The organism is Pedobacter sp. ISL-64 (assembly GCF_018613605.1).
Lineage (GTDB): Bacteria > Bacteroidota > Bacteroidia > Sphingobacteriales > Sphingobacteriaceae > Pedobacter.
The window spans coordinates 80642-99727 of the sequence record NZ_JAGGPU010000010.1 but is presented as its reverse complement, the minus strand read 5'-3'; the positions used below and the strand labels follow the sequence as shown (position 1 = coordinate 99727).

Genomic DNA, 19086 nt, shown 5'->3' with positions numbered 1-19086 from the left:
GTGTGTTTATTTTGTGTGTGTAAATTCTATTTCTTTAAAATTAAAGACTTTTAAGCCGTTCTTTGTATCAACCGTTAGCCTACCATCATCTTCAACTCCTATTATAGTACCTTCAAAAAACGCTCCATTTTGCATATATAACGCCGGAATGTTAAAGTTATAAAGCCTTGAAAGGTAATTATTTTGTAAAATACTATATTTCCCGGTCCTCAAAATTAAGTAGTATTTTTCCATAAATATGAATAATTTATCCATAATATCCATTAAAGACACATCTCTTTGTAAAATTTGAATGACGGAAGTAGCACGTTGGCTAATACTATCCGAAAATTCGGATTGATTAATATTTAAACCAATGCCAATTACTGATGATTTAATAGAATTGCCTGTCAGTGTATTTTCGATTAATATTCCGCCTAATTTCTTATTTTGGTAATACATATCATTAGGCCATTTTACTTTTATCCCTTCCGGTACAAAGCAAGATAAAGCATCACTAACGGCTAAACTAACGGCCATATTTAAGTAAAACTGTTTATTAAGGGGCAAAAAAGAAGGTTTTAAATAAATGCTCGTACTTATATTTTTCCCTGCCTGTGTTTGCCAAACGCTTTCCTGCTGTCCTCTTCCGGCAAACTGATTATCTGCCATAATTACAGTCCCTTCGGCTAATGGCTCGGATTTTGACACCAAATCTTTTAAAAAGTTATTAGTAGAATCAACTTCTTTTAATTTGATTAAATTTTGACCAACAAATAGTGTCGAAAAAGTGTTATTTTGCAAGTGTTGAATTTATAATATTGTAATTCCAAAATTAAAGCATTTTAATGGTAAAAAAGAAAATAGTAGCCCTTTCTACATACCTTTCTGAGTTAGCTGTTCACGGCATACAGGAGAAAAAAGGAGAAGATATAGTGCGGTTAGATCTTAGAAATATTCATACCTCAGTGGCTGATTACTTTATTATTGCGAGCGCCAACTCCGGTACTCAGGTAAAAGCTATTGCTGATAGTGTAGAAAAAGAAATATACAAAGCCACTCAGGCCGATCCAAGACATAAAGAAGGTTTTGAATCAGCAGATTGGATTATTCTTGATTATTTCGATGTGGTTGTGCACATTTTTAAAACCGAAAAGCGCCACTTTTATGGCATAGAAGAACTTTGGGGAGATGCAGAAAGCACAAATTATCAAAGCGCATAACCTATAGAACCATTTTGACAAAGACAAATGAACGACAATCAAAATACCAACGAAAAACAAGGAAAAAGAATTCCAAATATTCCTAAAAAACCACAAAAAGGATCAAAATTTAATATTTTCTGGGTTTATGCAGCCATTATCATTGCGATTATAGCCGCACAGTTTTTATTTACTACCGATGGCGGTAAAGAGGTTACCTATCAAAAGTTTGAACAACAGATGTTACTTAAAGGTGATGTTCAGAAAGTTGTTGCCTATAAATCAGACGATTTAGTCCGTGTAGAGGTTTACATCAAAAAAGATAGCCTAAAAAAACCATTATACGATGCATATAAAAGTAATAACACTTTTAGTGTAAATAACACAGCTAGCCCTGTTGTATATTTCAATGCCGGTACGATGGATGGCCTTGACAAACAACTTGCCGATTCGCAAAAAGATCTTCCTGCTAACCAACCAAGGGTATTGGCGGAAAAAACCAGTCGCAGCAATCCGTTAGCAAGCTGGTTCTTAAGTATCATTTTACCTGTGTTGCTTTTAATTGGTTTCTGGATCTTTATGATGCGCAGAATGGGCGGTGGTGCTGGCGGTGGCGGTCAGATTTTCAGTATCGGAAAATCAAAAGCAACTCTATTTGATAAAGAAAGCCAGGTAAACATTACGTTCAACGATGTTGCAGGTTTAGAAGAAGCAAAAACAGAGGTAATGGAAATTGTAGATTTCCTAAAAAACCCTAAAAAATATACCGATTTAGGTGGAAAAATTCCTAAAGGTGCTTTACTTGTAGGTTCGCCGGGTACCGGTAAAACCTTGTTGGCTAAAGCTGTTGCAGGCGAGGCTCAGGTTCCTTTCTTCTCTCTATCAGGATCTGATTTTGTGGAGATGTTTGTAGGGGTAGGTGCATCTCGTGTTCGCGACTTATTTAAACAAGCAAAAGATAAATCGCCATGTATCATCTTTATTGATGAGATTGACGCTATTGGCCGTGCCCGTGGTAAAAACGGTGTAATGGGTGGAAATGATGAACGCGAAAACACCTTAAATCAACTTTTAGTTGAAATGGATGGTTTTGGCACTAATACACACGTTATTATCTTAGCTGCCACTAACCGTGCTGATGTATTAGATAAGGCATTATTAAGAGCAGGTAGATTCGACAGACAGATTTATGTTGATTTACCGGATGTTATCGAGCGTAAACAAATTTTCGAAGTTCACATCACCCCGCTTAAAAAATCAGAAGAGCTTGATACCGAATTTTTAGCAAAACAAACGCCTGGGTTCTCAGGAGCAGACATTGCAAATGTTTGTAACGAAGCGGCATTAATTGCTGCCCGTAAAAATAAATCGGCAGTTGATAAGCAAGATTTCTTAGATGCTGTTGATAGAATTGTAGGTGGTTTAGAAAAGAAAAACAAAATCATTACACCAGCCGAAAAACGCGCTATTGCGATACACGAGGCTGGTCACGCCACAGTAAGCTGGTTGTTAGAACATGCGGCGCCTTTAGTTAAGGTTACGATTGTGCCACGCGGACAGAGCTTAGGTGCAGCCTGGTATTTGCCTGAAGAACGCTTAATTGTTCGCCCTCACCAAATGCTTGATGAAATGTGTGCAACTATGGGGGGTAGAGCAGCTGAAAAAGTGATGTTTGATACCATTTCTACCGGTGCACTTAGCGATTTAGAGAAAGTGAACAAACAAGCCAGAGCAATGGTTACCATTTATGGTTTGAACGATAAATTAGGAAACATTACTTATTATGATTCATCTGGTCAGAATGAGTATAATTTCTCTAAACCATATTCAGAGGATACCGCTTTAACTATCGACAAAGAAATTTCGGCATTAATTGAAGGCCAATACCAAAGAGCAATAAGTTTATTAGAAGAAAATAAAGATAAATTGATCCAATTGGCTGATATCCTGATTGAAAAAGAAGTTTTATTTAAAGACGATTTAGAAGTGATTTTTGGTAAACGATTATTCGAAAACCAAGGAGAAAGCGGAACTCCCGGACATATTACTCCGGTAGAAGCATAAATAAATAATTTCTATTATTACATTTGCTACCCTAGTTTAATTATTAGGGTAGCTTTTTTTTATAATGAAGGATAATACGACAGCGAAAGAACAAATACTAAAAAAGATAAGGAAAGCACTATTAGAGAAGCGCGAAAACCCTTATCCTAATTTAGAAGAAAGTGCATTGTATAAAAAAAATACAGATGAGCTAGAGGTATTATTTGCCGAACAGCTCACCGCGGTATCTGGCAACTTTATCTTCTGTGAAGACGGGATCGATTTTTTTGAAAACATGCTGCAGCTGGCTGATAAGTTTAAATGGCGGAAAATATACTGCTGGGAACCAGAACTTCAACATTTTTTAAGCAAATATGAATTTCCTTTTTACCAAACCGATAAAGATTTTGAACAAGCCGAGGTAGGCATTACCCTTTGCGAAGCCTTAATCGCCCGTAATGGAAGTGTAATGGTAACTAACCAGGGTGCTGCAGGAAGAAGGCTTAGCATCTTTCCACATCATCACATTGTAATCGCCAAAACCAGTCAGTTGGTTTTAGATCTTAAAGATGCTTTTCTGTTATTGAAGAACAAGTATGGCAATAAAATCCCATCAATGATCAGCAACATTACAGGCCCAAGCAGAACTGCCGATATCGAAAAAACTTTGGTTTTAGGCGCGCACGGACCTAAAGAGCTTTTTGTGTTTCTGATTGATGATTTTAGTTAATTACCATTCGTAATAAAGCTGTAGATCGGCCCAGGAGTGCCATCGCTCGAACGCTTTAACCGTACTAAACTCGGGTGAACGCCCAACAGCCATTACTGACGCTCTGATTGCCCTGTTTTTGCAGAATGGTATTTTGGTACCAACACCTAAATTCCATTCCATAGTGAATTTATTAAACTGCTTAAAACTCAGCGCATAGGGACTCTGCCTAAATTGCCCCATCAATAATGCATTGTAGAGCCAGCCGTTTCCTTTTACCCCACCCATAAAAAATAACTCAAACGGATTTTTTTGCGGAGAAAGGATGCTGTAACCACTACTGAGCGGCAGCGTATTCATTCCCCAGTTTCTTTTATCTAACAAGCCTATTCTGGTATTTATACCCGCACTGCCATTTACATAATAACCTAAGCGTACCTCGGTGTTTGCACTAAGTTGAAAATTGCCTTTATTATTGCCTGAGCCATCTGATTTTCCAACAATTAACCAATCGTATTTTCCAGACACCAACAATGTGGGTTCGCCTCCTTCCGATATCTGATCTTCCCAGCCATAAGGAATGTCGGCTACTGTACCAAACCAATGACCTCTGTGGACGGTTGTCTGAAATGCCTTAGATACATCCAATCCTATAGCACCAACATTTATTCCGACTGACAATAACTCATTCCCCGAATCTTTTTGTACGCCAAAGTTTGTTCCAATAAAATTCAAACTTGAAAAAGGCCGATCATTTTTACGTTTATATTCGCTCTCAGGATCATGTAGGTTACCAAGATAGAGCGGCGTAAATGTAGTATTCGCGAGCATAACTGTCGCATCTGTGAGTTTATAATTGCCTGCCGATTTTCCTAAAATAGATTTGGCCAAAAACCGATGAGGAGCATATACCCATCCTTTCTCGCCCATTTTCGCGTACTGAAAAACAGGCAAAGCGGCACCCATGGTATAATTTCGATCCTGATTTAGTCCTGGTTTAACAAATTTCAAAAAATAGTCCTGATTAGCAACAATACCAAGGCGGTGGATTGATTCATCATTTCCTTGAGCATTGGCGTTATTAATGAGAAAGAATACCGATAATAAGGCAAAAATAACTGTTTTCATAAGAGACATTAATTGTAATGATAGTATTTATAACTGAGTTTGATCTCCTGATGCTGATGTTTTGCTTTCGCCAAATAAACTCATACCTATAGCAAATCCTACCCAAGGCTTACCTTGATAACCCCAGTTTACTGTACTCGACTTATCTATAAAGTCGAGTACAGTAAATATACCAATCTGAAATTTATCATATTGGTACATATATCCAGCAGACAATGAAATTGCTGAGGCAGAATTGTCTTTATCTACTTTAACACCACCTACAGATATGCCTCCCAACAAATTACTGGCAGAATATACAGTATTACATGTTGCCATTTAACACCTGCAGATATCCCAAAATTTATTTTCTCGCTTACTGGCAAACTATCTGACTTTCTTTCAAAACAGGTAACATTTTGTAAAAATCATTTTTTTTCGGAGTCGATTTATAATTCCAAACTGAAACAATGTATCCGCTATCAAATTTCGTATATATAAAACTTAGTTCCATCATTAAGCAAAAAAGAAAAATCTTTGTTTATTTTTTTGCTCAAAGGATTGTAAACCTTTACAGAAATATTGGTTTTGGTTACAAATGACTGCCCGATAATATCGGTACCTTTCGCTTCACTTTGGCCGAAAGATTGGCCAGCTACAAACAGAAAGAATAACTTGATTATCTGGTTTTCTGATAATTTTTAACCACAAGTTCACCTGCATTATTTAAGCAATACACATCTTCGCTATAATTGTTATATCTTCTCATAAGCAAGGGTTTCAATCCTTCATCTTCCAACTTTTTATGGTCAAAAGCCACATAAATCTCAACATAGCGGTGATCCTTATCAAAATTTATCTTTTTCTTTGTTTTAAGGTTGTAAATTTCAACCTCCTGATATCTCCTGTAATTGTATCCCCAGCTAGAATCTTCTCCATAATCCTTACTTCTACACACTACAAAATAATCATCAACCAAGTGGAAAATCGTGCTAATGGTATTATCATTAAAGTATCTTTTTCCCTTCATATCAACCAGATCGGCAATTTTTATGGTCTTGCCATTAGATAAGTTATTCTCTTGCTTAAAGAGTACAACACCTATATTTTTAGGGAAATTGTTCTTATTTTCTCCCGAAACCGCAAATGTTCCATAATAGTCATTGCTTTTTAATATAGTATCGCCATTTTCATTTAAAAAGAAATTTATACGGTTATAATTCATCGACATTGAACCAGCATAATCAGCAAAAAACAATACATCTTTAGTTGGTTTAGTTACCCCTTTCTTCTCCTGTTTGTCAGGCTTTTTGGCAGCAGCGACTGGTATCTTACCCATCGTAACTGATACCTCCGTTACTTTGTTCTTTTTGGTAATTTCTTCCTGCTTCTTTTTAAATGCAATTTCATTCTCTGCCTTCAATCTGACAGCTTTAATCTTTGCAGCTGCTAAAGCTGCTTTTTCCTCTGCTGCTTTTTTCTTTCTGGCATCTTCATCTTCTTTTGCACACGCCGGGCACATCAATTTGCCTTCAGCATTATTAGATCCTTTAGGTGCAAACCTGCAATTATACCGCGCATATTCGCTACGGGATACATGCGATTGTGCATTGGCTACCTGTACCATAAACAGGAGCACAACAATAGTTAAGAAATTTTTCATTTTTAAGTTCGTTTAATTCACCGTAAAAATAACCGATCGGTTAGGAGGTTTATATACCCTTTACTCGGTATATTTAGTAAGCAGTTAATCTACTATATTTATGAAATATTGACTGTTACCTTAGGTTTAAACATTACCGCTAATTCGCTCATCAATGAATAAAGTTTTCTTGCTATTTTTATTTTTCCTACATCCGTTCATGGTATGCTTTGCGCAGCAGGGCAATCCAATTTTAATCGATACGGCCAAAAAATTCAATATCAGTGAACACGGTTATTTCTATGAGGACAAAAATTTAAACCTAAGCATCGATTCCATTGTAAAATATAAGCAAGCCAATAAACTCACCCCACTAAAACCTGGCAAAGTTTTTAGTAAGGGTTACACTCAATCTTACTACTGGGTTGCTTTAGATATCGAAAACACACTAAATCAATCTGTTCACTTAATGTTTAAGGAGCAAAGTTCGAGCATTAACCAGCTTCAGCTATTTAAGGTTGATGAAAATGGAAAAATACATCCGCTGGGTTTAACAGGAGATCATTTCCCTTTCAAGCAGCGCCCTTACCACAACAGAAGCTTTATTTACCCCGTGGTGCTTGCCCCTCATGAAAAAGCTACTTTTTATTTGTGGGCTGATAAACGCGGGCAGAACATGTACATGCCGATGTCTATCGGACGTGATGTTGATATTATTCAGGCCGAAATTCCACAGCATACTTTGTTTGGGTTTTACACCGGAATCTTTGTTTTTGCGGTGATATTTAACCTGTTATTGTATGCTTCAGTAAGGGATAACATCCACCTATATTATGCGATTTACATTTTTTGTACCCTCATTTTTATCCTGGAAGAAGAAGGATTGGCTTTCCAATGGTTCTACCCAAATTTACCGGGCCTTCAGGATTATATGCGGCTAATTATGGCATCGCTCAGCTGTGGCTTATTAATCCAGGTGATGCAACTGTTTGTCAACCAGAATCGATCCAACAGCCGCTTGTACCGTTTTACCAACTATTATAAACGGTTCTGCTGGACCATGTCAATTATCCCCGTGATTATGCTGTTCAAATCGTTTATCATCCTCGAAAAAACGGTTTTTTATATCAATAACTTTCTGGCACTGCTCACTGTAATCGTGATTATTATTTGTGTAGTGGAAAGGATCAGGGCGGGATATAAACTGGGCTGGTACTATTTTATCGCAACCGTGATGTTGTTATTTGGCGTTTTTAACTATGTTTTCAATACGCTAGGCTTAACCAATTTTAACCTGCTAAAACCAAATGGCTTAGTGGTGGGTTTAACGGCCGAAATTATCTTCCTTTCATTTGCTTTAACACAACGTTATAACTTTCTAAAAAAAGAAAAAGAAATTCTGCTCGAAGAAAAGAGCAAACATCAGGTAGACATGGCAGATGGTATTTTCAATGCACAGGAAGATGAACGCACTCGCTTAGCGCGTGATTTACATGATGATTTGGGCGGTACACTATCGATTATTAAGTTAAACGTCACCGCTTTTCAGCACAAGGTTTTAAAACTTACAGAAAACGAACGCGTATTTTACGATCAAACTATTGGCATGATCGAAAAGGCATGTGCCGATTTAAGGGAAATATCGCACAATTTAATGCCAAAAAACTTTGAACAGTTTGGTTTGATCGAAACGCTGAACGAACATTTTAGAACTTTAAACCATTCTGGTAAAATTGCATTCGAATTTGTTTTCCAGGTTGAACACCCTATTGAAAGTGGAATGGAGATTACCATATACCGGATTGTTAACGAACTGGTAAATAACATCATCAGGCATTCTTTTGCCTCAAAAGCAACTATACAGATTTTATCTTTTGATGAAAGAATTAGCATTATGGCCGAAGATAACGGCATTGGTTTTAATCCCGATAAAGATAAAAAGGGTTTAGGTATCCAAAATATTCTATCGAGGGTAAATTATCTTAACGGTAAAATCCAGGTAGACAGTAATCAAAACGGTACAACAACAACTATTGATATTCCGCTAAAATAATGGACACGATTCAACAGAGACCCATAACGATTATGATTGCCGATGATCATAAACTATTTGCTGAAGGGCTATCAGCAATCCTTTCTGAGCAGTCAAACTTTAAGGTAATTGGAATGGCTGCAAATGGAAAAGAAATTTTGCACCTACTTAATCATCAGCTGCCGGATGTTTTAATACTCGATTTAAACATGCCTGTTCTAGATGGAGAAATAGCCTCCGAAAAAGTGAGTCAGCTATTCCCATCTGTAAAAATAATGGTCTTATCCATGTATTATACAACCAAATTATCTGCCAAGCTCGAGGGCATAGGCGTAAAGGCTTTTATTCAAAAGGATACCGATGCGGATACATTATTTAAAATTATAACGGGCATACAACAGGGAGAAAAATATTTTCAAAAAATAAAATCTGATAGCCCTGCATCATCGCCATTTAACGATGGCGATCATTTCCAAAAAAGTCATAATTTAACCGCCCGGGAAATGGAAATATTGAAATTGATCAGTGACGACTATACTTCACAGCAAATTGCTCAAAAATTATTTATAGCTTTAAACACTGTTGATACGCATCGTAAAAATATGGCGCAAAAGCTCAACATAACCGGAAAAGCAGGATTATTAAAATTCGCAATTGAAAATAAGCTCCGTTAATATTTAATTTATTTTCGTTTCTCGAATATAATTGATATTTTTATACTACATACCGTTTTAGTATGCGGTATTATAATTATGAGCAGATCAATAAATACGGTAATAACCGGTACTGGAAGTTATATCCCACAGAATATTATTTCTGGTAGTGAATTCCTAAATTCTACGTTTTTTGAGAATGGGAATCTATTGGAGAAAGAGAATTCGGAGATCATTAATAAATTCTCTGAAATTACGGAGATTGTAGAAAGGCGCTACGCCTGCCCTGAGCAGTTAAGCAATCATATTGGCGCAAAGGCTGCAGAAAAAGCCATTGAAAATGCAGGTATAGATAAAGAAACATTAGACTATATTATATTTTGTCATAATTTTGGCGACATCCCTTTGGGTAGCAACCGCATTGACATTTTGCCGTCTTTAGCTTCAAAGGTAAAACAACAACTAGGCATTGAAAATCCAGACTGCGTTGCCTACGACATCATTTTTGGTTGCCCTGGATGGGTTCAGGGTGCAATACAGGCAGATTATTATATTAAAAGTGGTGATGCAAAACGCGTTATGGTTATAGGCGCAGAAACCTTAAGCCGTATTATCGATCCGCACGACCGTGATAGCATGATCTTTTCGGATGGTGCAGGCGCCGTAATTTTCGAGGCAGAAAAATCAGAAGAAAAAAGAGGAATACTGGCACATAAGACAGAAACGCATGCCGTAAACCATGGCAATTTATTAACCATGGGCAAGAGCGCTCACCCCGATGAAACCAATGGAAACCTCTATTTAAAAATGAATGGGCGTAAGCTGTACGAGTTTGCGGTAGTTCAGGTGCCTCAGGTGATTAAAAAGGCCATTGATAAAGCAGGCTTAAGCGTTGAAGATATAAATATCGTATTTGTTCACCAGGCTAACGGAAAAATGGATACGGCTATCATGAAACGTTTGTTTAAGCTTTATGGTAAAGAGACAGTGCCAGAAAACTTAGTCCCGATGACGATTTCATGGCTAGGAAACAGTTCAGTTGCCACCGTACCAACCTTATTAGACCTGGTATTAAAAGGCGAAGTTAAAGGTTATAAAGTTAAACCCGGCGATGTAGCTGTTTTTGCTTCAGTAGGAGCAGGGATGCACATTAATGCCTTTATACACCGCTTCTAATTCGCTAACCGTTTTAATCCGGCCCTGGCCTGGCTTTCAATACTGCTTTCAAATTCATGATTTTTCATGGCAATGGCTGTATTGAAAGCCTCTTTCGCTTTCGCGTTATTTCTCCTTCTTTCGTAAACTTTACCCATCTGCACTGCTGCATTGGCAGCAAAATAATATTTTAGGTTTTTGCCTTCATTAATTGTCTCCTGATAAGCTGTTAATGCTTGGTCGTCTTTCCCTAAATCATCATAAATCCTACCTAATCGGTAATTGAATTCTGTTTTGTCCTTATCATTAGTGTAATCCTTTACTTTCTTATCATCAAGGATCTGTAAGGCCCTGTTCAAATAACCACCATCAAACAGTAACCGGGCTTTTAACAGATCAATTGTTGGCGTTCCTGAAGCAGCTTCAGCTTTCGCCTGTTTGTCTTTTTCCATGTAAGCATATCCGTTTTTAACTGCCTTGGCTGCAAACGCCGCGTAAGCCGCTTTATCTCCTTTCAGCAGGGCGATCCACCCCAAATGAAGATAAGCATCCTTCACAAAATTTACGCCCTTGGTTGCCTGCAAAAAGCGGTTAAAATAGGTTCCTGAATTAAGATCCAGTTTATTCAGGTGCGCAATACCTTCCAGGTAATCTAAATAAGGAAAAGGCTGATACACGCCTCCTTCAGGCCGCTTGGCCAAAATGGCGATAGCTTCTTCACTATGCCCGTTTTTGATGCATACATAACTCTGTAAATAACTTTTTAATAAACTGGTATCAGCAATCCGTTCGGTATATTTTATTGTTTTTGCATAGGCCTGTGGGCTATGCGCCACATCTGTTAATACATAGGCATAATAAAACACCACTTCTTCGTAAAAAGGCTCGTAGGAAGATTTCGGTAGATTATCGGCCAGTTTTTCGAACATATTCAGTCCATTCTGGAGGTTTCCTTTGATTCCAAAGGTAGATAATGCCGTTTTTAATGCCCCATCCGGAAGATTGCCCAAAACCGCATTAATCAAACCCAAACCTTTAAGGTTAAGGTGAAAGTTTGGGAACTTCTTATTGTTCTCCTGCAAAAGGCTGTTAGCCTTTTTAACCTCCATTGCAGCATTAAAATATTCACCAAAACGCCCGCGGATCAGCGCCCATTGCAAATTAATTTCTGCCTGTGCATACAGGTAGTACGGCGAATTTTTATCATCATCACTTATTTGATCCAATCGTATAGATTTATTGCCTTTTAAGCGATCAAAATCAGCTTTGCTCTCAGAAGTTAAAACCGTAAAATAATCTACATAGTTCTCTAAAAGCGGAATAATGGAATTATTGGGGTGCTGCTTTTTTTCAGTAGAGATATAAGCCCTTGCATTGCCTAACTTAAGTTCGAATATACTTTTATAGGCATTTAAGCAATTGTTGTTAAAATCGAAATTTGCAAATAAAGACGCTGGAAGCAGGAGAAGAGCAGAAAACGCAAAAACAGGGAAGATTTTAGTCATTCGGGAATATATTTCAGTTTGATTCTGCGCTAATAGCAACAGTAGTTCACATTTAAACAAATATCTACATTAAACGCTAAAATCATATTCTTGTTTTGTGTAAACGCCAGAAAATAGGTCTAAACAAAAAACGTCCCGATGATATCGGGACGTTCTAATAATTTTATGATGCGAATTAAGCTTCTGCTACTTCGTGAGTTAAAGCCTCATCAACCAAAATACGGCCACAATGTTCGCAAACGATAATTTTTTTACGTTGACGGATATCTAACTGGCGTTGAGGTGGAATCTGGTTAAAACAACCAGAGCAAGAATCGCGGTCGATCGTTACTACTGCCAAACCGTTAATCGCATTTTTGCGTAAACGTTTGTAGGCAACCAATAAACGCTCATCAATCTGAGGTTCAGCTTTATCAGCTTTCTTTTGTAAATCTTGCTCTTCTTTTTCAGTTTCGGCAGTAATTACATCAAGTTCGCCTTTTTTCACATCTAAATCTTTCTTTCTGCCATCTAATTCAGCTTTAGCAGCTTCATAGATTTCAGTTTTAGAAGTGATTTCGAAACCGTGTTCTTTAATTTTCTTTTCAGAAACCTGAATATCTAAACCTTGAATCTCAATTTCTTTCGTTAAAGCATCGTATTCACGGTTGTTTTTAACTTCTTTTAATTGAGTATCGTATCTTTTGATGGCAGCTTGCGCATCTTTAATTGTATTTTTACGGGTTACGATTGAATCCTCCAGATCATCAAGTTCACCTTTGATTTTTGCAATTCTAGTTTCTAATCCTAAAACGTCATCCTCAAGATCGGCAACCTCCATTGGTAATTCACCACGTACCTGGCGGATCTTATCAATTTTTGTGTGGATATTTTGTAATTCGTATAAAGCTTTTAGCTTTTGTTCTACGGTTTGTTCCATTAAAACAAGTAATTTATGGGGTTTGTATTTTGCTCCGTTAAACGGATTGCAAAGTTAGTAAATTTTTTCTGAATAATTTCAAGCAATAAATTTGAGGTAAATTGTTCAGTTTCAAAGTGTCCGATGTCGGCAATGATCAATTTTTCCTCCGCATCAAAAAACTCGTGATATTTAAAATCTGCGGTAATAAAAGCATCTGCTCCGGCAGCAATGGCCTCTTTTAACAGGAAGCTTCCTGAGCCGCCGCAAACCGCCACTTTTTTAATTCTTTTGCCAATTACCTCGGTGTGCCTAACCACTTTGGCCTGCATTCTATCTTTTACCAAATGTAAAAAATCATAGGCATCCATATCGTATTCCAACCAGCCTACCATGCCTGAGCCCACCAATTGGTGCTTGTTTTCGAGTTTGTAAATATCGTAAGCGACCTCTTCGTAAGGGTGGTTTTCGAATAAAGCAACCAAAATTTTGCGTTCGGCTTGTGTTGGATAAACCATTTCAATGCGTACCTCTGATTCGCGATGACGGACACCTTTTTCGCCCACAAAAGGATCTGAATCTTCGTTACCCTTAAATGTACCAAAACCATCTGCATTGAAACTGCATTCGCTATAATTACCAATATTGCCTGCTCCAGCATAAAATAATGCCGAGCGCAATTGCTCCGCCTGTGCTTGCGGGCAATAGGTAACCAGTTTTTTTAAAAGGCCTGTTTTTGGTGAAAGCACTTTGGTTCCTGTTAAGCCCAAACGCTCACAAATCCTCGCATTTACACCGGTATGGATACTATCGAGATTGGTATGAATGGCATAAAGCGCAATGTTATTCCTGATCGCCTTTAACACCACCCGCTCAACATAATTTTTGCCGTTGAGTTTTTTTAAGCCCTTAAAAACTATTGGATGGTGGGTAATAATCAGGTTGCAGCCTGTCGAAATCGCTTCATCCACAATCTTTTCTACACAATCTAAAGCCACCAAAGCAGCATGTATTTCCATATTCGGATCACCTACAATTAAACCAGAGTTGTCGTAATCTTCCTGGTAATTAAGTGGTGCTATGCTTTCTAAATAATTTGTAATTTCAGCTAATTTCATTTTCTAAAGATAGAAAAAATGGTGTTTTTGTTAAAAATGAAAATTTAAACTTGGCAGAATGTTTTCAATGATTAAATTCGTGATTTAAATTAGATAACGCCCTCAATTGATGAAAATAAAAGTCCTTAAAATTTCTTTCTTATTATTATTTACTCTAGTAGCTTGCAATAGCTATGGTCAGGTTAAATACAGCGCCAAAGCAGAATTTAGTCATCTCTATTATGGCTCGCAACTCATAAGATATGACAAAGTAGAACCTTATACTGTCGATTTCTTGACAGGCAAAGGAGGGGGTAATGAAATCAACTTGGTTAACGGCCTCATTCTTAATCGTTTTTTATTTGTTGGTATTGGTTTAAGCTACCTCAAATTAAACAACGCCAATGGAGTGGCTCCTAGCTTAGATGTTGAGCTTTTAGCGGATCAAAAAAAGCTGAGTCCACTTTTTAATTTTAAATTAGGTCAAAGTTTTCTAAAAAATGAGCTGGGAAGAAAAAAGAGCTCAACTTTTGGAGAATTCGACTTTGGGTTGAATTATCATTTTATTCCAGAACTTAGTACCTATGTGAAGGTAGGAATTCAAATTACGCAAAATACTAGCTTTCTATCCATTCGTGGAGGTGTGAGGTTTTAGCTGTTTATTGCAATCTATACTTATAGAAACAAAAAGCCCGCAAACCCGATTTTAATCGGGTGCGGACTTGTCGTGTAAGGCGGGGCGAACATTGTTAATTGTTCTGTCTTTGCTTTCCAAAAAATATTAATCCTATTAAAAAATGAAGGCTTACTGAAACCCGCCCATTCTTACCATCTGTAAGCTTTCGAAAACCATTTTCTGGTTATGTTCAAAAGCCAGGGTTTTGTGGTTTACTACATCGATGATCGATCCGATAAAACATAAGCCTGCGGTTAACAGGTACAAAATACCCATCCCGATCTGGCCAATGATAAACCTTTGCAAGCCCGGAACAGCGAATAAACCGATTAGACAAAAAATTAGCATGTCTGATGGATTTTTTCTTTTGCTGCTGTAAACCATTAAGAAATTACGCAACTGTTGTTCGGTTAATCCGGTTGTTGCCTGTTGTAAGTATGAAAATTCTTCTGGCGTTATGCCTGGTAACGACATCAGAGGTGATTGAAATATATCCATGGTTTCTATATATTTGTGGTTGAAATTTTAAACTTATTTTTATTTTTTATCAATGTGTAAATTCTATAAATTATAATCAAAAGTGCCGGAAACCCAAACCAATGTTCGGAAAAGCTTTCGGTAAATTCGCCATGTAAAATATGACTGATTGACCTGCCTATACCACATCCCGGACACCAGTCTTCAAAGCCCAAATTGGCTAGCGGACAAAGTGTGAAGTGATGTTCGTGGCTATTCGCTGTTGCCAGTAATACTAAAGCCGCTACCCAGAAGAAAAGTTCTAGTGGAAAGCTTTTAATGTACTTCATTGTTTCACTTTTTATATAATTTAGAGGTTATAACACCACCTTTGTTACATCAATTTGCCTGTAATCGACGAATGGGGAATATATTTCGACAAAACGAGTAATGGAATCTAACAAAAGATCTTATTTATTTTGTTTTTTGTTTTTCAATACCGTAACCCAGCCAAAAATAGTTAAAAAAACCTTTACACAAATTGCAGGTTAATATTAAAAGATAAGCTTATTTTTGTGCCTTGAACATTCGCGATTTAATAAACCGATACAAAACCGACGATAGGGTAACCCAATTTACCAAAGCGTTGAACAGCAGCAAAAACCCAAAGATACAATTAAAGGGATTGGTGGGTTCTGCCGATGCTATTGTTGCCCTCTCTTCTTATTTTATATTACATAAACCCATACTGTTCGTTTTGCCAGATCGGGAAGAGGCTGCTTATTTTCAGTCTGACCTGGAAAGCGTTTTGGATAAGCAGGTTTTATTGTTCCCTTCCTCTTACCGTAAATCATTTGATTTTACACAAGTAGATACGGCCAACGTTTTGGCCCGTGCAGAGGTTTTGAACGAACTGAACCACGATTCGGAATACGGAAAAATTGTGGTTTCTTATCCCGAAGCCATCGCCGAAAAGGTAATAGATCGTTCTGCCTTAGAAAAAAATACGCTAGAAATTAGTTTGGGGGCCAAGTTGGGCATCGATTTTATCAATGAATTTTTAATTGATTACGATTTCGACAGAAGGGATTTTGTTTACGAACCAGGCCAATTTTCTATCCGTGGCGGTATTGTAGATATATTTTCTTTCTCATCTGATCTTCCTTACCGTATCGAATTTTTTGGTGATGAGGTAGAAAGTATCAGGAGTTTTGAAATTGAAAGTCAATTGTCGGTCGAAGATGTTAAATCGTTAACCATCGTGCCAAACGTTCAAGCAAAATTTTTAACTGAAAGCAATATCAGCATTCTCGATTATATTGATCAGGATACACAGCTTTGGTTTAAGGATGTTGAGTTTACCCTTGATATCATTAAAGCGGGTTTTAAAAAAGCGGTTGAACTTTGGAAAGCTTTATCTGTGGCAGATAAAACGCAAAACCCTGAATGGATCGATCCGAAGTTTGCCTTTACAGACGAAAAATTATTGGGCGATCATCTTCAGGATTTTCCCTTGATAGAATTCGGAAAGCAGTTTTTTTATAAAACGGATAATCGTTTTGAGTTTGAAACCAAACCACAGCCGTCATTTAACAAAGATTTTAATCTCCTGATTCATAATTTAAAGGAGAATGAAAAGGCTGGGATCGTTAATTTTATTTTTACCGATTCGCCAAAGCAGATCGAACGTTTATATGCCATTTTAGAAGATATTGATAAAACAGCCAAGTTTACGCCGATCAACAGCATGCTGCGTGAGGGTTTTATAGATCCTCAGATCCAGACGGCATTTTATACAGATCACCAGATTTTCGACCGATACTATAAATACAAGCTTAAAAAAGGCTATCAGAAAAGTCAGGCCATTACCCTAAAAGATCTTCGAGAACTAAAATCTGGCGATTACGTTACCCACATCGACCATGGCATCGGCAAATATGCCGGGCTCGAAAAAGTTGAGGTAAACGGCAAGACCCAGGAAATGATCCGTTTAATCTATGCGGATAATGACCTGCTTTATGTAAACATCAACTCGCTAAACCGGATTGCCAAATATAGCGGTAAGGAAAGTGGTGTACCCAAGATGAATAAACTGGGTACAGATGCCTGGGACAAGCTAAAAAAAACTACTAAAAAAAAAGTTAAGGATATCGCCAGGGATTTGATCAAGCTTTATGCTTTACGTAAAACCCAGGCTGGAACAGCTTTTTCTCCAGATAGCTATTTACAAACCGAATTAGAGGCCTCTTTCATTTACGAAGATACCCCCGATCAGTTAAAGGCTACCCAGGATGTGAAAAAAGACATGGAATCGCCACACCCAATGGATCGTTTGGTGTGCGGCGATGTTGGCTTCGGGAAAACAGAGATCGCTGTGCGTGCTGCATTTAAAGCGGTAGCAGAAGGCAAACAGGCGGCGATCTTGGTGCCTACAACCATTTTAGCCTTACAGCATTTTAAAACCTTTTCTTCGCGTTTAAAAGATTTTCCCGTTACGGTAGATTATATTAACCGCTTTAAAACCAGTAAACAGATTAAAGATACCCTTGCCGAGGCCGCAGCCGGTAAGGTTGATATTTTGATCGGCACACACCGTTTGCTAAGCAAGGATGTAAAGTTTAAGGATCTCGGCATCATGATTATTGATGAAGAGCAGAAATTTGGCGTTACTGCAAAAGAAAGGTTAAAAGCTGTAAGGGTAAACGTTGATACTTTAACACTTACCGCGACTCCGATCCCGAGAACACTGCATTTTTCTTTAATGGGCGCCCGGGATTTATCGATCATCAGTACACCACCTCCAAACCGGCAGCCAGTGAGTACCGAATTGCACGTTTTTAATGATAAATTGATCCAGGAAGCTGTTCAGTTCGAATTAGACCGTGGTGGCCAGGTTTTCTTTGTACACAACCGCGTTAATGATTTGATGCAGTTAGGTGGACTAATTCAGAAATTGGTTCCAAAAGCGAGGATTGGCCTCGCGCATGGTCAGTTGGATGGCGATGCCCTTGAAGATGTAATGCTCGATTTTATTAATGGAGAAAAAGATGTTTTAGTAGCTACCACGATTATCGAAGCAGGTTTAGATATCCCAAATGCCAATACCATCATCATTAACCACGCACACATGTTTGGCTTGAGCGATCTGCACCAAATGCGTGGAAGGGTAGGACGGAGTAACAAAAAAGCTTTCTGTTATTTGCTTTCGCCGCCATTATCTACTTTAACTTCTGAAGCCCGGAAGCGTTTAAGTGCCATCGAAGAGTTTTCTGATTTGGGAAGCGGCTTTAACGTGGCCATGCGCGATCTGGATATTCGTGGAAGTGGTAATTTATTGGGCGCCGAGCAAAGTGGTTTTATTGCCGAAATCGGGTTTGAGATGTACCACAAGATATTGGATGAGGCTATTCAGGAATTAAAAGAAGCTGAGTTTAAAGGTCTGTTCGAAAATGAACCTGCCCGTCCGTTTGTAGGCTTTACGCAGGTAGATACCGACTTGGAACTATATATCCCTGACGCATACATTACCAATATTACCGAGCGTTACAATTTATATACCGAGCTTTCTAAACTCGAGAACGAAGCGGAGCTTGCCATTTTTGAAAAACATTTAGCCGATCGTTTCGGACCAGTTCCACCACAGGTAAAGACCATGCTCAGCGTAGTACGTTTACAGTGGCTGGGCAAAAAATTGGGTTTTGAGAAAATCAGCTTCAAGAAAAATAGTTTACGCGGATATTTCTTAAGTGATAAACAATCGGCTTATTTTGATTCGAATACTTTTACCAAGATTTTAACCTTTGCACAAAATCATCCACGTATGTGCAATTTAAAAGAGGTAAAAAACACTTTGAGGATAGCTTTTGATAATGTAAGTACCGTTGAAGAAGCGATTCAAACTTTGGAGCTAATTGATTAAAAACGTTAATTCA

Annotated in this window: 17 protein-coding genes; 8 read left to right on the top strand and 9 right to left on the bottom strand. The window is 37.8% G+C overall.

The genetic code is table 11. The features are described 5' to 3' along the window. Nucleotides 1–6: 6 nt before the first annotated feature. Nucleotides 7–783 (bottom strand): biotin--[acetyl-CoA-carboxylase] ligase, encoded by a 777-nt coding sequence (locus tag J7E57_RS14595; RefSeq protein WP_215165232.1) that lies wholly within the window; start codon nucleotides 781–783, stop codon nucleotides 7–9. A 44-nt stretch (nucleotides 784–827) separates the two neighbouring features. Here J7E57_RS14595 and rsfS point away from each other — a divergent pair, with 44 nt between their 5' ends. The 3 genes from rsfS (at nucleotide 828) to J7E57_RS14580 (ending at nucleotide 3954) form a co-directional block, all read left to right on the top strand. Then, nucleotides 828–1202, top strand: a complete 375-nt coding sequence (gene rsfS, locus J7E57_RS14590) for a ribosome silencing factor (protein ID WP_057930976.1) — start codon at nucleotides 828–830, stop codon at nucleotides 1200–1202. Nucleotides 1203–1229: 27 nt separating this feature from the next. Next, the gene (gene ftsH / locus J7E57_RS14585) at nucleotides 1230–3245 is read left to right on the top strand and encodes an ATP-dependent zinc metalloprotease FtsH (protein WP_215165229.1); all 2016 of its coding nucleotides are present in this window, start codon (nucleotides 1230–1232) and stop codon (nucleotides 3243–3245) included. 64 nt (nucleotides 3246–3309) lie between these two features. Then, nucleotides 3310–3954: a lactate utilization protein C gene (locus J7E57_RS14580; protein WP_215165215.1), complete on the top strand. Its 645-nt coding sequence runs from the start codon at nucleotides 3310–3312 to the stop codon at nucleotides 3952–3954. Here J7E57_RS14580 and J7E57_RS14575 read toward each other — a convergent pair whose 3' ends face one another. The 3 genes from J7E57_RS14575 to J7E57_RS14565 form a co-directional block, all read right to left on the bottom strand. Next, complete coding sequence (locus tag J7E57_RS14575; protein ID WP_215165207.1) at nucleotides 3955–5061, bottom strand: lipid A-modifier LpxR family protein; 1107 nt, start codon at nucleotides 5059–5061, stop codon at nucleotides 3955–3957. It lies immediately after the preceding gene. A gap of 27 nt (nucleotides 5062–5088) precedes the next feature. Beyond that, the gene (locus tag J7E57_RS14570) at nucleotides 5089–5379 is read right to left on the bottom strand and encodes a hypothetical protein (protein ID WP_215165204.1); all 291 of its coding nucleotides are present in this window, start codon (nucleotides 5377–5379) and stop codon (nucleotides 5089–5091) included. A gap of 340 nt (nucleotides 5380–5719) precedes the next feature. Next, nucleotides 5720–6703, bottom strand: coding sequence for a hypothetical protein (locus tag J7E57_RS14565; RefSeq protein WP_215165202.1), 984 nt, complete (start codon nucleotides 6701–6703; stop codon nucleotides 5720–5722). Nucleotides 6704–6857: 154 nt separating this feature from the next. Here J7E57_RS14565 and J7E57_RS14560 point away from each other — a divergent pair, with 154 nt between their 5' ends. The 3 genes from J7E57_RS14560 to J7E57_RS14550 all read left to right on the top strand — a co-directional run bounded on the left by J7E57_RS14560 (nucleotide 6858) and on the right by J7E57_RS14550 (nucleotide 10543). Beyond that, nucleotides 6858–8735, top strand: a complete 1878-nt coding sequence (locus J7E57_RS14560; RefSeq protein WP_215165195.1) for a 7TM diverse intracellular signaling domain-containing protein — start codon at nucleotides 6858–6860, stop codon at nucleotides 8733–8735. Further along, nucleotides 8735–9388 carry a response regulator transcription factor gene (locus tag J7E57_RS14555; RefSeq protein WP_215165193.1) on the top strand — a complete coding sequence of 218 codons (654 nt, stop codon included), beginning with the start codon at nucleotides 8735–8737 and terminating at the stop codon, nucleotides 9386–9388. The genes J7E57_RS14560 and J7E57_RS14555 overlap by 1 nt, the downstream gene beginning before the upstream one ends. A 78-nt stretch (nucleotides 9389–9466) precedes the next feature. Next, a complete protein-coding gene (locus J7E57_RS14550) occupies nucleotides 9467–10543 on the top strand; it encodes a 3-oxoacyl-ACP synthase III family protein (RefSeq protein WP_215165191.1) in 1077 nt (358 codons plus the stop codon). On the opposite strand, the gene J7E57_RS14545 is transcribed toward J7E57_RS14550, so the two are convergent. From J7E57_RS14545 to J7E57_RS14535, 3 genes are all read right to left on the bottom strand, one after another. Further along, nucleotides 10540–12027: a tetratricopeptide repeat protein gene (locus J7E57_RS14545; protein WP_215165189.1), complete on the bottom strand. Its 1488-nt coding sequence runs from the start codon at nucleotides 12025–12027 to the stop codon at nucleotides 10540–10542. The genes J7E57_RS14550 and J7E57_RS14545 overlap by 4 nt on opposite strands. Before the next feature lie 175 nt (nucleotides 12028–12202). Continuing rightward, nucleotides 12203–12946, bottom strand: coding sequence for a zinc ribbon domain-containing protein (locus J7E57_RS14540; protein ID WP_131526651.1), 744 nt, complete (start codon nucleotides 12944–12946; stop codon nucleotides 12203–12205). Then, the gene (locus J7E57_RS14535) at nucleotides 12946–14043 is read right to left on the bottom strand and encodes a Nif3-like dinuclear metal center hexameric protein (RefSeq protein ID WP_215165182.1); all 1098 of its coding nucleotides are present in this window, start codon (nucleotides 14041–14043) and stop codon (nucleotides 12946–12948) included. The genes J7E57_RS14540 and J7E57_RS14535 overlap by 1 nt, the downstream gene beginning before the upstream one ends. A gap of 109 nt (nucleotides 14044–14152) precedes the next feature. Between J7E57_RS14535 and J7E57_RS14530 the strand changes: the two genes are divergently transcribed. Further along, nucleotides 14153–14677: a hypothetical protein gene (locus J7E57_RS14530; protein WP_215165168.1), complete on the top strand. Its 525-nt coding sequence runs from the start codon at nucleotides 14153–14155 to the stop codon at nucleotides 14675–14677. Nucleotides 14678–14827: 150 nt separating this feature from the next. On the opposite strand, the gene J7E57_RS14525 is transcribed toward J7E57_RS14530, so the two are convergent. Together J7E57_RS14525 and J7E57_RS14520 are read right to left on the bottom strand one after the other, a co-directional pair. Next, complete coding sequence (locus J7E57_RS14525; protein WP_029274914.1) at nucleotides 14828–15196, bottom strand: TM2 domain-containing protein; 369 nt, start codon at nucleotides 15194–15196, stop codon at nucleotides 14828–14830. A 5-nt stretch (nucleotides 15197–15201) separates the two neighbouring features. Further along, nucleotides 15202–15504: a DUF2752 domain-containing protein gene (locus tag J7E57_RS14520; RefSeq protein WP_215165166.1), complete on the bottom strand. Its 303-nt coding sequence runs from the start codon at nucleotides 15502–15504 to the stop codon at nucleotides 15202–15204. A 230-nt stretch (nucleotides 15505–15734) separates the two neighbouring features. Here J7E57_RS14520 and mfd point away from each other — a divergent pair, with 230 nt between their 5' ends. Continuing rightward, nucleotides 15735–19073, top strand: a complete 3339-nt coding sequence (mfd, locus tag J7E57_RS14515; protein ID WP_215165163.1) for a transcription-repair coupling factor — start codon at nucleotides 15735–15737, stop codon at nucleotides 19071–19073. Nucleotides 19074–19086 lie beyond the last annotated feature (13 nt).